The 15,325-nt window shown below is 33.1% G+C and carries 8 protein-coding genes and 1 tRNA gene; 3 read left to right on the top strand and 6 right to left on the bottom strand.

Features of this window, described 5'->3' with window-relative positions:
- Window positions 1-48: 48 nt before the first annotated feature.
- Complete coding sequence (locus C7H52_RS05045; RefSeq protein WP_106462790.1) at window positions 49-2,952, top strand: alpha-amylase family glycosyl hydrolase; 2,904 nt, start codon at window positions 49-51, stop codon at window positions 2,950-2,952.
- Window positions 2,953-3,039: 87 nt separating this feature from the next.
- Here C7H52_RS05045 and C7H52_RS05040 read toward each other — a convergent pair whose 3' ends face one another.
- Window positions 3,040-3,195 carry a YqaE/Pmp3 family membrane protein gene (locus tag C7H52_RS05040; protein ID WP_106462789.1) on the bottom strand — a complete coding sequence of 52 codons (156 nt, stop codon included), beginning with the start codon at window positions 3,193-3,195 and terminating at the stop codon, window positions 3,040-3,042.
- 258 nt (window positions 3,196-3,453) lie between these two features.
- Between C7H52_RS05040 and C7H52_RS05035 the strand changes: the two genes are divergently transcribed.
- Complete coding sequence (locus C7H52_RS05035; RefSeq protein WP_245918542.1) at window positions 3,454-4,794, top strand: FAD-dependent oxidoreductase; 1,341 nt, start codon at window positions 3,454-3,456, stop codon at window positions 4,792-4,794.
- A gap of 27 nt (window positions 4,795-4,821) precedes the next feature.
- On the opposite strand, the gene C7H52_RS05030 is transcribed toward C7H52_RS05035, so the two are convergent.
- A tRNA-Leu gene (locus C7H52_RS05030) sits at window positions 4,822-4,903 on the bottom strand.
- Window positions 4,904-5,004: 101 nt separating this feature from the next.
- Here C7H52_RS05030 and C7H52_RS05025 point away from each other — a divergent pair.
- Window positions 5,005-6,405 carry a dipeptidase gene (locus C7H52_RS05025; RefSeq protein ID WP_106462787.1) on the top strand — a complete coding sequence of 467 codons (1,401 nt, stop codon included), beginning with the start codon at window positions 5,005-5,007 and terminating at the stop codon, window positions 6,403-6,405.
- Window positions 6,406-6,467: 62 nt separating this feature from the next.
- Here C7H52_RS05025 and C7H52_RS05020 read toward each other — a convergent pair whose 3' ends face one another.
- The 4 genes from C7H52_RS05020 to sov all read right to left on the bottom strand — a co-directional run bounded on the left by C7H52_RS05020 (window position 6,468) and on the right by sov (window position 15,319).
- The gene (locus C7H52_RS05020; RefSeq protein WP_106462786.1) at window positions 6,468-7,184 is read right to left on the bottom strand and encodes an energy transducer TonB; all 717 of its coding nucleotides are present in this window, start codon (window positions 7,182-7,184) and stop codon (window positions 6,468-6,470) included.
- A gap of 66 nt (window positions 7,185-7,250) precedes the next feature.
- A complete protein-coding gene (locus C7H52_RS05015; protein WP_262494496.1) occupies window positions 7,251-7,538 on the bottom strand; it encodes a VanZ family protein in 288 nt (95 codons plus the stop codon).
- Window positions 7,539-7,614: 76 nt separating this feature from the next.
- Window positions 7,615-7,995 (bottom strand): glycine cleavage system protein GcvH, encoded by a 381-nt coding sequence (gene gcvH, locus C7H52_RS05010; RefSeq protein WP_106462785.1) that lies wholly within the window; start codon window positions 7,993-7,995, stop codon window positions 7,615-7,617.
- 61 nt (window positions 7,996-8,056) lie between these two features.
- Complete coding sequence (gene sov, locus C7H52_RS05005; RefSeq protein ID WP_245918538.1) at window positions 8,057-15,319, bottom strand: T9SS outer membrane translocon Sov/SprA; 7,263 nt, start codon at window positions 15,317-15,319, stop codon at window positions 8,057-8,059.
- Window positions 15,320-15,325 lie beyond the last annotated feature (6 nt).

Here is a 15,325-nt window from a genome sequence, read left to right as displayed (position 1 = left end):
TTTGATTAAACAATTAATCAAACCCCTTTTTTTTAAAAACATATTAAAATGATAAAAAAAATACTCTTTTTTGTTTTTGCATTACCGCTTTTTGCATTGGCGCAACAACAAAATATCACTTACTCTGTTAGTCCAACAGTATTTGAAGAAAATCAGTCAATTACTATTACGGTTAATGGAAATAGTATAAACGAATCTTTATGGAACGTAACCAATAATGAATTATATATCTGGTCATGGTCTTACGATTTAAATCTCGATAATATTCAAGGTTGTCCTACAAACGGAGACTGGACAGACTCTTCAAATTCATCTAACCCTAGCGCAAACAGGTTTAGCTATAACGCAGGGACAGATACCTATACCATTTCATTTATTCCTAATGCATTTTACGCTAGAAATGGAATTGGTAGAATTGGTTTTCTGGTTAAAGCCAAAAACGGAACTGGAGACAAAAAATCTCAAGACATCTTAGTAAATGTTGGAGCCTTTCAGGTTGCTTTAACCGCTCCTGCTCAAAACTCAACAACCATATTAAACTCTGGTGGGAGCTTACCAATTACAGCTAACAATACTGGTGGAAATGCAACATATGTGTTAAAAGCTAATGGAACTACTATAAATACACAAACAAATATTACAAACTATTCATATACAGACACGAATATTACTCAAAATAAAGAATATAGTTTGGAGGTGACTTATTTAGGTGTTACTAAAATAAAAACGTTTAGCGCTTTAGTAGATCCTGGAAGTTCATTTCAAGTGCTTAGTGGTAATTACGTAGATGGTATAAATTATGACCCAGCAGATCCTACTAAAGCCACCTTACTATTATATGCCGAAGGAAAAGATTTTGTATATGTAGCTGGTAGCTTTAACAATTATCAGCCAAATAGCACTTATGCAATGAAAAGGGATCCATCTAGAAACAACAGATTTTGGATTACTCTAACTGGACTAACACCTGGTCAAATTGAAACTTATCAATATTGGGTTGTAGATAAAACTCCAGTGACTAATTCTCCAAAATTAGTTAAAACAGCAGACCCGTATTCTAAATTAGTATTATCTCCTTTTGACGATCCATTTATTCCTGCATCGACCTATCCAAACCTACCTGCTTATCCCGCAGGACAACAAAGAGAAGTTACGGTCTTACAAACGAATCAAACACCTTATAATTGGCAGGTTACGAATTTTGTGAAGCCCAAAAAAGAAGATTTAATTATTTATGAAGTTTTAGTTAGAGATTTTGATGGTGACAGAAACTATCAAGATTTAATTGATAGAATTCAATATTTTAAAAATTTAAATATTAACGCCATACAGTTAATGCCTGTAATGGAATATGAAGGTAATGAAAGTTGGGGCTATAATACTTCTTTTCATCTTGCTACCGATAAGTTTTATGGGACGCAAAATAAATTAAAAGAGTTTATAGATGTATGTCACCAAAATGGTATTGCAGTTATTCTAGACGTTGCTTTAAACCACGCATTTGGTAGAAATCCAATGGTAAGAATGTGGATGGATGACCCCGATAATGATGGTTGGGGAGAACCAAGTAGCGAAAACCCTTATTTTAATCAGGTCGCAAAACACTCTTATAGTGTTGGAAGTGATTTTGATCATTCTAACTCATTTACAAAAATATATACAAAACGAGTTATAGATTATTGGATTAATGAATTTAAAATTGATGGTTTTCGTTGGGATTTAACAAAAGGATTTACACAAAACTGCTCGGCTTCAAACGAAGCTTGTACAAATGCATATCAAGCAGACCGAGTTGCTGTTTTACAAGAATATGCAAGTTATTCATGGAATATTGACCCAACACACTATGTTATTTTTGAACATTTAGGTATAGATGCTGAAGAGCAAGCTTGGGCAAACTTTAGAGTAAGTGGTGAAAGTGATGGCATCCCTAAAGGAGTTATGATGTGGGGTAAAATGACAGACCAGTATAATCAATTAACTATGGGTTATGCTAGTAATACAGACTTTAACAGAATGGGGCATGTCTCACGAGGTTTTTCAAATAAGAGGTTAATAGGTTATGCTGAAAGCCATGATGAGGAAAGATTAATGTACAAAAACGTACAGTTTGGAAATGCTACAAACTCATCACATAATGTCACTAATTTAAATGTAGCTTTAAGCAGGATGTCTGCTTTAGGTGCTGTAACACTTACTATTCCAGGTCCAAAGATGATTTGGCACTTTGGAGCTTTAGGTATGGAAAATTCTATTTTTACTTGTTCCAATGGAACAGTAAATGATCCATCTGGTTCTAATGGTGATTGTAAATTAGATACCAAGCCTCAACCTCAATGGACAAATAACTGGTTAGGAAATACAGAACGTCTAAAAATATATAATGATTGGGCAAGAATTAATGCCTTAAAGACTAATGAGGACGTGTTTGAAGGTAATTACACTATAAACTCAGGTAGTCTAACCCCAAAAATTTATATTAATAATCCGAATTTAAGCAGCAGCTCTCTCAAAGATGTAGTAATTATTGCCAATTTTAATGTTGTAAGCGAAAACGTTCAACCATTTTTTCCATATACTGGAAACTGGTATGACTTAATGGATGCTACAGGTAATACCGTTTTAAATGTAACCAATACTTCGGATGCAATTACTTTAGCTCCGGGAGAATTTAGAATTTACGGGAATCAACAACAATCTCTAGGAGTTAACTCTATTGTATTAGAGCCTAAATTCTTTTTAACTCCAAATCCTGCTAAATCATCATTTACATTAAATACTAAAGTCGAGTCTGTTGAAATTTACAGTTTAGCAGGGAAATTAGTTAAGCAATTCAAAAACCCAATAAACGCAGATTATATATATAATATAGATGAGCTTTCTCAAGGAATGTACTTGGTAAGAGTTTCAAATAATGACACCACAATTAGCCTTAAATTGATAAAAAGTTGAATTTGTTTTAGTCTGAAATAAAATTTAATTCTAAGAAAATGGTTAGTCAATTATTTAAAAAGCTTCGGTTTCCCGAAGCTTTTTATTTTATTCTTGAGTTACGTAAAATGCGTGGATACAACCAGGTAACCAGAAAATAAGAGTTAAAATTAAATTGACTAAAAATTTAGCACCTAATCCATGTTTTAATAATACAGAAACAGGTGGTATTAAAATATTTAGTATAATGGTTAGTAAGCTCATAGTTATTAGTGTTTTACTAAAATTAAATATATTTTTACATTATACTCTTAAAAATATATTAATTGTTTTAGCTTTAAGACTACTTGTTAGTGTTAAACCATCCAAACAAAATTAGACTTCTTCATAAAAATGACTTTAAATCCACAACAAAAAACATATTGGGTTAGTTGCAAAAATTGTGGTGGATTGGGTAAAAAACGACGGAAACCCCGTAAAAAAGACCGTCAAAGATTTCAAAAGGAATACCAGGACTTTATAATGTCTGATGTAAATAAAAACAAGCCAATTAAACCAAAAGGATCAATTTATGATTGTCCTATATGTAAAGGCAATGGTATCATAACATCCACTCTAGCCCCTACAATAAACCCAAACTTTCCTCATGTCTGTATCATTGGTGCAGGAATTGGAGGTGTTGCTTTAGCCTTAACTCTATTTCAACGAGGTATCCCTTTTACATTATTCGAAAAAGATCAAAGTTTTAATTCTCGGTCTCAAGGTTATGGTTTAACACTTCAACAAGCTAGTAAAGCTTTAAAACGTTTTGGAATTACTTCTTTGCCTAACGGAATAAATTCAACTAAACATATAGTACACAATAGCATTGGAGAAGTTATTGGAGAATGGGGTAAAAGAAAATGGATTACAGAAGACAAAAAGTCTAATTCAAAAAAGTCAAATATCCACATTGCGAGGCAAAGTTTAAGATTAGAACTTTTACAACAACTTGGAGGTCCACATATGGTACAATGGGATCATGAATTTTTAAACTGCACAACTCTAAGTCCTGAGCTTATTGAAGTGACTTTTAAATCTCAAAATGAGCTAAAAAAAATAAAGACTAACCTTGTTGTTGGTGCAGATGGTATTAGAAGTAAAGTGAGACCATTAGTTATTTCAAATACAAAAACTCCATTGCGTTATCTAGACTGTATGGTTATTCTAGGGATTTGTAATTTAAACGAATTAAAACATGTAAATAGTCCACTTCTAGATTTGGAGACTGTATTTCAAACCGCAAATGGAAAAGAGCGCATATATGTAATGCCATTTAATTCAGAAGCTGTTATGTGGCAATTGAGTTTTCCTATTTCAGAAACAAAAGCTTTAAATTTAAGCAAGAGTGAGATAAAATACCTAAAAGATGAAGCCGTTAAAAGAGCAAACTGGCACACACCTATTCCTGAAATAATTAAAGCTACAACAGAAAAACTTATTTCAGGCTACCCGGTTTATGACCGGAAGCCATTACAAAGTGATGACTTTAAACAAACAGGGAATATAACTTTAATTGGTGACGCAGCACATCCCATGAGTCCATTTAAAGGTCAAGGAGCTAATCAAGCTTTATTAGATGCTTTAGAACTTAGCGCAACGTTAACTAAAACAATTAACACCTATTCTAATTGGAAAGACACAGGATTAAGACCTCTTTTAACTAAGTTTGAAACCAATATGCTCAAAAGAAGTGCTGTAAAAGTTAAGGATTCTGCAGAAGCAGCTCAGGCGTTACATTCGGAACACATACTAATAAAAAAAAATCATCCTAGAGGAAAGTTTGATAAAAACTCTAAAAACAAAAAAGACCTAATTAACTGATTAACAGAAATTAAGTCTTTTTATTTGTACGGGCGGGGAGACTCGAACTCCCACACCTCGCGGCACTAGATCCTAAGTCTAGCGTGTCTACCAATTCCACCACGCCCGCAATTTCAGATTGCAAATATAAACAAAGTTTCTAATTTACAAACAACTCATACCTATAAAAATATAAGCTTTTTGTATTTTTACTAAAATCAAACAATACTTATGGACCAAATAAATTCTTATTTAGAAACTCATAAAGAGCGATTTATAGACGAATTAATTCAACTCTTGAAAATCCCTTCAATAAGTGCAGATTCTGCTTATAAAAAAGACGTTATCTTAACTGCTGAAGAAGTTAAAAAACATCTTGAAAATGCGGGGTGTGATGTTGTCGAAATTTGTGAAACGGATGGCTATCCAATAATTTATGGCGAAAAAATTATAAATAATGATCTACCAACTGTTTTAGTTTACGGTCATTATGATGTGCAACCACCAGATCCCATAGATTTATGGACTTCTCCACCATTTGAGCCTGTTATTAAAGCTACAAAAACTCACCCAGAAGGTGCTATTTTCGCAAGAGGTGCTTGTGACGATAAAGGACAAATGTATATGCATGTTAAGGCTTTAGAGTTTATGACAAATACCGATAACTTACCATGTAATGTCAAGTTTATGATAGAAGGCGAGGAAGAAGTTGGAAGCGTTAACTTAGCGACATTTGTAAAAAACAATCAGGAAAAATTAAAAAATGATGTCATTTTAATTAGTGATACAGGTATGATTGCTAAAGATGTCCCATCTATTACTACTGGATTGAGAGGTTTAAGTTATGTTGAAGTTGAAGTTACAGGACCTAATAGAGATTTACATTCGGGATTATATGGTGGTGCAGTTGCAAATCCTATAAATATTCTAGCAAAAATGATAGCTTCATTGCATGATGAAAATAATCATATTACAATTCCTGGTTTTTATGATGCGGTTGAAGATTTATCAAATGAAGAACGCGCAGAAATGGCTAAAGCACCATTTAACTTAGACAACTATAAAGACGCTTTAGATATTAAAGATGTGCATGGAGAAAAAGGTTATAGCACTAATGAAAGAAACTCTATAAGACCTACACTTGATGTTAATGGTATTTGGGGTGGCTACACTGGTGAAGGGGCGAAAACAGTTATAGCAAGTAAAGCTTATGCTAAAATTTCTATGCGATTAGTACCACACCAAAAATGGGAAAATATCACTCAATTATTTAAAACCCACTTTGAAAATATTGCTCCAGCAAGCGTAACCGTTAAAGTAAAACCACACCATGGTGGCGAAGGTTATGTGACGCCTATAGATAACATAGGTTATTTAGCTGCTAGTCAAGCCTACGAAACGACTTTTGGTAAAAAGCCTATCCCGCAACGTAGTGGAGGAAGTATACCTATAGTTGCTTTGTTTGAAAGAGAATTAAAAAGTAAAACCATTTTAATGGGCTTTGGATTAGATAGTGATGCCATACACTCTCCAAATGAACATTTTGGTGTTTGGAACTATCTAAAAGGCATAGAAACAATTCCATACTTTTATAAAAACTTTACCAAACTATTTCAAGAAGAACATAAATAACAACAAAAAACCCGTTACAAATAGTAACGGGTTTTTTTATAGATTTTAGTAATGTATTAAAATTACTGTATTTGAAACTTAATTGGTAGTGAGTAAGGTACAGTTACTGCTTTACCACGTTGCTTACCTGGCTTCATCTTAGGTAATAAATTTACAACACGTGCAGCTTCTGCTTCTAATTTCGGGTGTGGAGCTCTTGCTCTTACATCAGTAATATTTCCAGTCTTATCAATTTTAAATACTACTATAATACGTTGTATACCGTCAAGACCTAGGTCTTGAGCTAATTCAGTATTGAATTTTTTATTGATAAATTGTGCGATTTTTTCAGACATACATGCTTTTTTAGCATCGTTGTTTCCAGACTCACATCCAGGAAAAACTGGTACATTCTCAATAACAGAGAAAGGCACCTCAATATCTTCTTCAATTTCTTCTACGACTACTTCTTCAACCTCAACAATCTCCTCTTGTTGGTCGGTTTCTGTAGACTCTATAACTGTCTCTTCAATTTCCTCTTCATCTTCTACCACTTCAATAACTTCTGGAGCTGCTGGTGGTGGCGGTGGTGGCGGTGGTGTATTTAAAATTTCAGTAATTGGAATTTCTTCATCATCAATATCATCTAGATTTAATTGCCCAATATCAATCAATTCCTTGTCGTAGGTTTTATGATTAATACTTATATATGTAATGGCTAACATTAAAGCTAAACCTACAGCAAAGTATAAAGAACTGTTACGTCCTACATTAGCTTTTGGATTTTTTTTAGACTCCATAATTTTAATTAAGTTTTATACCGAATGCTAAAATAACTATTTATTTATGAAAAAAACAAAGTTCCTTTAACTTTTAACGGTCTTTAAAATGAAAATATTTATTATTAATATAGCAAATAATGTGCCTAAAGCATTAGCTAAAATATCTAAAATATCTCCTTGACGATTAGCGGTTAAAAAATGTTGAAGAAATTCAATTAAAATCCCAAACAAAAGAGACCAAAAGGAAGCAATAATTATTGTTTTTTTAAAAGAAACTTTTAAAAATGAATAAATCGTAACCCACCAGAAAAAAGTAAATATAAAATAAGCCAAAGCGTGAAAAAGTTTGTCGCTTTGGCTTGGTAATTTCATGCTCGTTTTTAAAGTATCTAAAGAAAGATACATTAACAAAGCAGTGTAAATAATACTAATTAGTGCAATTTTATTTTTACGCGCCAATAATAGCTTTATAATCATCTGCCGATATAAGGTTGTCTAATTCTGATACGTCAGATACTTTTACTTTAACCATCCATCCTGCACCATAAGGATCAGAATTTACTAGTTCTGGATCATCTTCTAAAGCCTCATTAAACTCAATAATTTCCCCAGAAACTGGTAAAAATAAATCAGATACTGTTTTAACAGCTTCTACGGTTCCAAAAACTTCTTCAGCTTCTAAAGTCTCATCAACGGTTTCTACTTCTACATAAACAATATCACCTAATTCACTTTGTGCGAAATCTGTAATTCCTACAGTAATGATATCACCGTCTACTTTAATCCATTCGTGGTCTTTAGTGTATTTTAGTTCTGCTGGTATATTCATGCTTTTTGTATTTGTTTTTGCAAATGTATTTAAAGTTTATTGATTTTTAATTGTTGTGCTATTAATTTCCAAAATTATATCTAAGTGTTAACCCAGAACGTATCGTCGTTTGTGGGAAAGCAGTAGAGATTGCATATTCTGAAAACGTATAATCAAAATAAAATATGGCGGTTAAATTTCTACTAAATGCGTAATCGGCATTAAATTTTGCACCATAAAGTGTCTGACCATTAGTAATTTGATTATTATCTAAATCTAGATATCTCACAATGGTTTTATTATTCCTTACAGAGACATCTGCTTTCATATTTAAATCGCTTACTATTTTCTTTTTAGGTCCTGCGATTTTAGATCGAATGGTTACGTCTTTTATTCGGTAACCTAACCCTAATTTATATTCCTGACCTTGAATCTCAGTCATTAAATTATTATCAAAACTTAGTGTTAACAAGCGGTCTTTCTGAATTTCTGCTAATATTTTTATAGAATTTTTCATTTCAAAATCTAATCTCACTAATGGCGAGAACATTTCGGTAATGGTAATATTACTATACAATTCTTCATTTTTATAATTTCCAGCCTGATCTAATACATCTCTTGGTTGCGAATCATAATCTACAGAAAAATCTATGTCTTCATAATTTAGGTTATTTCTAAACTGGTTTATGGTATAATTAGATCGGTACCCATGAGTTAACGAGAATCTTTTAAAATTCTTTTTAAACCATTTCATCTTCATAAAACCTGTATACTTAACATCCCAGTTAGGTAAAGGTGTACTTTTAAAAGCACCCAATTTTACTTTGCCTGCATCTTGTCCAGAGTAAGCACTCGCAAATGCAGGTAATAATACTGCCTGATTATTTTTTCCAAAACCTTTAGGATAACCTTCAGCATCCAAATTATTTGGGTTATTTACATCTATCCCTTTTTCTGCCGCTAAACGTCGGGCAATTATTAATCTGTTTTTTCTAAACTCGGTAAAAGCTTCAGACTCTACTTCGTCGCTAGCACTAAATGCAGTTGCAATGGTTAAAGTAGATATAGCGAAATTACCAAATTCATTTGGAGTTAAAGATTGGTACTCTAAATCTCCGTTATTTTCAATATCCTGAACGATATAGTTTTCTGCATAATTATTAGCTAAAGTTCTGCTACCAATAATGTCAACTTTAAAGTCGTCAAAAGGCTCTAAGCTTGCAGCTAACTGCAAATCTTTTGTTTTGTTTACTGTGTATTGTTGATTAAATTCTGGGAACTGAGTTAAGTACCCATTTCTTGCTGCAAAATTTCTAATATCACTTTGGCTACCAAAAGTATAGCCTACCGTTGGTTTAAATGTCCCAATAAAACCTGGAGTATTTAAATAACCTGGTAAAAAAGTTCCGCTATTTTCAGAATAATTAATTTGAATTTGTTTTATACTTGTTAATAAACCAATTCCGAAATTACCTAATTTAGAGCCTTTTTGCTTATTTTTTGGTGCTGCAATTTTTTGTTCTGTTGTAGAAGATGCTTCAGGAAGTCCTGGCGCTGCTTTAGCTTTTGGCTGTATGTTTTGGTTAGCTCCACGATTTACAAGTTTAGATTTTTTAATGTTAAGATACTTGTAAAGCTTTTTCATATCTAAAGTGGAGTTTAGGGTATGCGTACTACCATTTGATATGGCATTACCTAAATCATAAGTTAATCCATCTAACTCAATTTCTCCAAATAAGTCTGACCCTTTTTCCCATTGGAATTCTCCCATATAAGAATAGGTTGCATTAATAAATTCAAAGGTTGGTATTTTATTAATTGGAATTTCATAGTTCACTCCTAAAGACTGGAATTGTCGGTTTGGATCCCCAAAATCGAACAGTCCATCATAAATCCCTAAAGTTGGATCTTGTTCTCCATTAATTATTAAATCGTTTTTAAAATAATTTCTAACAATATTATTGTTTGCTGCTGAAAAGTTTAAACTTAAAGCTTTTGTTAGATTCCAGTTCACATTATATTGAAAGTCAAAAGTATAATTTCTTCTAAAAAGCTCTTCAATTGCTATATTATCTCCGCCTAAATCTAAATCTCTAAATTTCTGACGATTAAATTGTCTTAAAATATCTGTATTTACAGCTACAGAAGACGGTAAAGGATTGAAGTTGAATTCTTTTAAAAGCTTCCAGTACTTTCCAGTAAATAAAGAGTCGTTTTTCTTAAATGGCTCAATACTTTTTGGTTGAAAACTATATGCATAGTTAACTCCAGTTCTTAATTGTTTATTTTGAGAACTTTCAATTTCAAAATCTCTATGAAACTCTTTGTTATATGAATAATTAAAGGTGAAATTTTCTATATCGTACGGTTGTGGTTTTGCGTCTCCGGTTCTATTTTTCTTAACACCTATAAAATTTATACTTTGTCTTTTTGTATAATCTTCCGACTGTTCTCTAATTGCAGTTCTTTCAGCTTCGCTTGTGGCGTTATCAATTCTTGTTTGAAGCGGTATATCTTTGTATTGCTCATCAAATTCTGGTGTAATAACTTCCACACCTTGACCATAATTAAATGGCACCTGAATACCCCATTTTTTAGGCAAAAGTTGTCCTAGATTTACGTTGGTTACCATATCGTACTGCTTAACATCTTCACGGCTTCTTTGGTTTGGACCTTGATCTATGGCTCCAAAACCTGCAGTACTCATTCGTCCACTTGCGCTTACATTGGCAAAATCTGCAAAATTGGTATCTACACTTAAAACTGCTGCCCAGCCACCTTCGTTATCTAATTCTGAAAGTCGTAATTCATTAAACCAAGCATCTCCACAAATAGTCCCGTTTGAAGCATTTTTAACACCAACCATAAGTGTACGAATAGCCCCAAAGTTTGGATTACCTTTTATGGCAATACGTTGCTGTCCTGTAACATAATTTTGAAATTCTGTTCCCGTTATTGGTACGGCTTCGTTGTTTATTACATCATAAAACGTTGCGTCTGGATTTGTAAGGGTTCCCGTACTAATCCCTAAAGCTTTTATACGTTGTAATAACTCTAAAGGTAAATTAATCTCATTAACTTCGGGCCAGTAACCTTCTGCTGAAGAAGGATTAATTGAAGATACTGATAAAGGAACTTCAATCTGATAATAGTTTTGAGTTAAATCGTTACCCATTCTTATAAATCCAACCATTTCATTATCAGACAGTGATACGCCAGAGTCTAAATTAGCTTCAGCATGAATAAACATTCTAAGTTTTTTATACTGACGCATATCAACATCAATATTTTTAAAAACAGCTCTAGAGTCTGCAACAGGTAAATCACAAACACCAACCACTAAAGATTGTTCATTTTGATCTACAATGGTGTTATTATTATTAACCTGTTCTGGTACTACACCAGGTGGAGAAATATAATTTCCGTCGTTTACTTGCGCACTAACTACACCTATGTTAAAATCGGCATCCGATTGAGGCTGACTAGAATCGGCTAAATCTCTAGTGTAACGTCTCCAATCACTTCTTACCAAATCAAAAGTTCCAAAACGCATGGTGGTTTGTGTTGTAAACTGATTAAGATAAACACGTGCAAAACGAATAGATCTAAAATCTGTAATTCCACCAACTCTGCTATATTCTGGAATTGCAGGATCATCATAAGTAGATAATGGTACTGTTACCGGAATTCTAAATTGATACCAGTTTACGGCTATATCTGAACCATCTGGTAAAAAACGAGTTACCGTTTTAGAGTCTACAATAAACTCATTTGTATTTAAATTTAAAGATGCAGGTGAGATGTTCATTTTATATTCAAAATAACTATCAATGGTATTCATTGTGTTATCTCGGTTAACATCTTCTACATCTGGGAATGTTGTAGAACCTCTATCGGTATCACTTAAATTATCTGGTGAATTACCTTGTAAACCATTGTACCTTTTATAACGTTCTAAAACATTTCCTTCTGCACCAAGGTAATATTGGTAGTTATCGTTTGCCGGATCTAATAACCCAGAGAAACTACTTGGGAATAAACTTGCCTCTTCAGCATCATCATAACCATCATAACCAACGTCTTGATTATCTCTTTGTTCCCCTGTAGTGTCGAATGCGTATATTAAAGATTGATTTAATGGCACTACAGATTGATAATCCGTTGGTTGCAATAATGAGATATTACCATCCTGAGGTAGACCGTTTTCATATTGTTTACGACCATCTTTTAAAATATCTTCAGAAATGTTACCCAAATTAATAACTAATTGACCACCAGTGTTTGATGGATTTTCCTGAAATGGGTCTTGTAACCAGAATTCGATATACTCTACATTGGCCTGTTCAAAATCTGATGAAGTGATTTGTCTAGTAATACCTGCCCAGCTATTATTAGGGTTGGTTAAGACATTATTTTCCGATCCTGGCTGAAAATTATATGGACCTCTTTCTGTTGGATAATAACTTAAATCTAACGTATTTAATACGGTTGTTTGACCTTGAGCTACATCCTGCTGTGGGAATAATTCGTTTATAAAAACTCTACTATTATAAAAACCAGAAACATCATCATCGGTTATTCCTCCTGGTCGATTACTAGAATAAAATATTTGGTCTATTGTATACCAGTTTAATAAAGCCCTACCATAACCGTTTTCAATGCCATTATCATCAAAAGCTGTAGTTCCATTTAAATTTAATGGTCGACTTGAAATACTCCAAGATTGTGGTGATTTTAAGTCTATTCCGGTCTGTGAACCTTCAAAATCGTCTATATATGATGTAGCCTCTCCATTAAAATCGGTTCCTTTTGGAGCTCCAGGCAGTAAATAAGCAAATTCACCTCTAACTGATAAATTAGATGGTGCATCGGTATCCACGTTTGGTAACATGTTAGCCAGTCGACTAAAAAATGGCACTTCAGTTGAATAGTTACCGTTTAAACCAAAAATAGTGTTATTAATAGGTTCTGAATTGTAATTGGCTTTTTGAGTAATAGGTCGTTCACTTAAATTGATAAAAGTTCCTCCTAAAACAAAATTTTCGTTAAACTGATGTTCTACATTAATCCCAGAAAAACGCTTGGTCTGTTGTCCAAAAATAGAATTATTTTCTGTTGAAACTTCAATAGGAATGTTTGACGCTTTTAAAGCTGGATCGATAATATTTACACGACCTAATTGGTAATTTACGGTATAATCGACACCTTCTACTAAAACACGTCCTCCCGCAGTAACCTTAACAGATCCTCTTGGAACATTAAAACCTCCAATTGGAATTCCGTCTCCAGCTTCAGACTTATAGCGACCTTTTATTTGAAACTTATTTTTTTCAACTTCATCTAAAGCACCTGTTTTTGTCGACTCGTATAACAAATCATATACATACTTGGCCTGGTTAGGGTTAAACGTATTGTTTTCGTAATCTGTTTCATTATCTGTTGGGTTACCATCGTCATCTAATACATCAAATAAGTAACGCCCAAAAGGTTCTGCTTTAGTGAAGATAATTTTACCATTTTGAGTTAAAACCGTCACTCCAGGAACGAAGTCAAAAAAACCATCTCCACCAGATTGAGGGTCGTTATTAAAATTTAAACGATCTAATCCAAAAAGTTTTAAAAGTGTAGTTTCTTGAATTGGTTTGCCATTAAATGTGGTTCCAAAAGGTGTGCCTGCCACTGGCGTAATGTAGTTTAATGGCGCAGATTCGTTATAGAAAATGTTAAGTCTAAAGTCGTCTTGAGATAATTGAAATGCACCTGTATCATAGATGTTTTTCATCATTAAATCCCAAGTTGGTCGCTCTACACTTGTAATACTACTTTTTAATTGTTTTACTACTAAAGCATTGTTTGTCACTTGAGTGGTTTGACCCTGAGTATTGGTCTGTACATCTGTTGCATTAACTCCATCATTAGCAAATTCTCCAACCTGATACACACGTCCACCTGCGGTAAACTGATATGCTACCGCTAAAACTTCATCATTATTTAATCGTTGATTTAAAGAAATATAACCTAACTGAGTATTTAATATGTAGTCCTGTCCTTGCTGTAATTGTCTTGCATTTTCAAGTTTTGAATAATCAAAACCTTCATTGACACCACTATAATTAAATCCGTTTTGTGCAGTTGCTATTTCACGAATATTTTGATTTAACTGGGAACCACCGCCACCTATATTAGTAGGATCCAAACGGTTATTGGCATTATTTGGAAAAGCATTTGGTCCCGCAGTTACAGAAACATTAGGGTTTCCTAAATTTTCAGATTCCCCTAAATCTTCTAAAGCAACAAGATTTCTTACATTCTCTGTTCTGTTAGTTCTATTGGTTACCCAAACTTCTGCTCTTGTAATTTGAATATTAGAGTTTATAAATGGGAAATTCTCTAAAGCTTGATCATAATTCTCTCTAAAGTACTGTGCCAAGAAATAGTGTCTGTTTTCGTCATAATCTCTAATAAAAAAATCAAACTCTTCTACAGTTCCTCCTCCTTGAGCAACCACAGTTCTAGAATCGGAACGTTGTTCAGAAAAAACCCCAGTAACTCTGGTTTTTCCAAACTGAAGTTCTGTCTTTACTCCAAATAAGCTTTGTGCACCCGTAATTAATGATGAATTAAGAGGCATGCTAACATTACCAACTTCAATTTTTTGAATGATATCATCTTCGGTTGGTGCGTATTCTAATTTTAATAAATTCTGAAAATCGAAGGTAGACTGTGTGTCGTAATTTGCATTTACTTGTAATCTGGTTCCTACTTTACCTAGTAAACTTAGACTTATTCTTTGATCAAAATCAAATGTAAAGTTACTTCTATTTTGTGGCGAAAAGGTTGGATTATCTTGTTTTGTAAACAAAACACCCAAGTCAATTTCTACAGATCCTTGTGGAATAAACTCTATGGTATTGCCTCCAAATATACTTTCAAATAAACCTGATTTAATATAAAATTCTGGAAGCAAATTTTTTCGCTTTTCTTCAGCTTCTTCATCATTACCATCTAGAGTGCTAATTTTGTCTTTATAATAACTTTGAAGATTTTCTCTATCTACTAATTCCTGATATTGTCGCGGCGTTAAAATAACAGGATAATTTATGTTGAAATTTCCTAAAGTTTCAGAATAAATATAGCGGTCTGTAATAGGATCGTAAGTGTATTTAGCCTGAATACTATTAGGATTTGGTAAAGATAACTCGCTAAAACTGTAAGTTGTTTTTGTAGAATCCTGAACGATTTCATTATCCTCTTGTGCCGTTACTAAAAAAACAGAACCAACTACTAATAATAGTGTTAACGCAGACTGAAAAGATTTTTGAAAAAAGCTTAAAATTGTTTTCAAGATATA

The organism is Aurantibacter aestuarii (assembly GCF_003008425.1).
GTDB lineage: Bacteria > Bacteroidota > Bacteroidia > Flavobacteriales > Flavobacteriaceae > Aurantibacter > Aurantibacter aestuarii.
The sequence above is the reverse complement of the archived record's forward strand: the minus strand, read 5'-3'. Positions and strand labels throughout refer to the sequence as shown.

What these genes read in the sequence shown, in the direction of transcription:
- C7H52_RS05045 (WP_106462790.1), top strand. Translation starts at nt 49, where the DNA reads ATGATAAAAAAAATACTCTTTTTTGTTTTTGCATTACCGCTTTTTGCA.
- C7H52_RS05040 (WP_106462789.1), bottom strand. Translation starts at nt 3,195, where the DNA reads ATGAGCTTACTAACCATTATACTAAATATTTTAATACCACCTGTTTCT.
- C7H52_RS05035 (WP_245918542.1), top strand. Translation starts at nt 3,454, where the DNA reads ATGTCTGATGTAAATAAAAACAAGCCAATTAAACCAAAAGGATCAATT.
- C7H52_RS05025 (WP_106462787.1), top strand. Translation starts at nt 5,005, where the DNA reads ATGGACCAAATAAATTCTTATTTAGAAACTCATAAAGAGCGATTTATA.
- C7H52_RS05020 (WP_106462786.1), bottom strand. Translation starts at nt 7,184, where the DNA reads ATGGAGTCTAAAAAAAATCCAAAAGCTAATGTAGGACGTAACAGTTCT.
- C7H52_RS05015 (WP_262494496.1), bottom strand. Translation starts at nt 7,538, where the DNA reads ATGAAATTACCAAGCCAAAGCGACAAACTTTTTCACGCTTTGGCTTAT.
- gcvH (WP_106462785.1), bottom strand. Translation starts at nt 7,995, where the DNA reads ATGAATATACCAGCAGAACTAAAATACACTAAAGACCACGAATGGATT.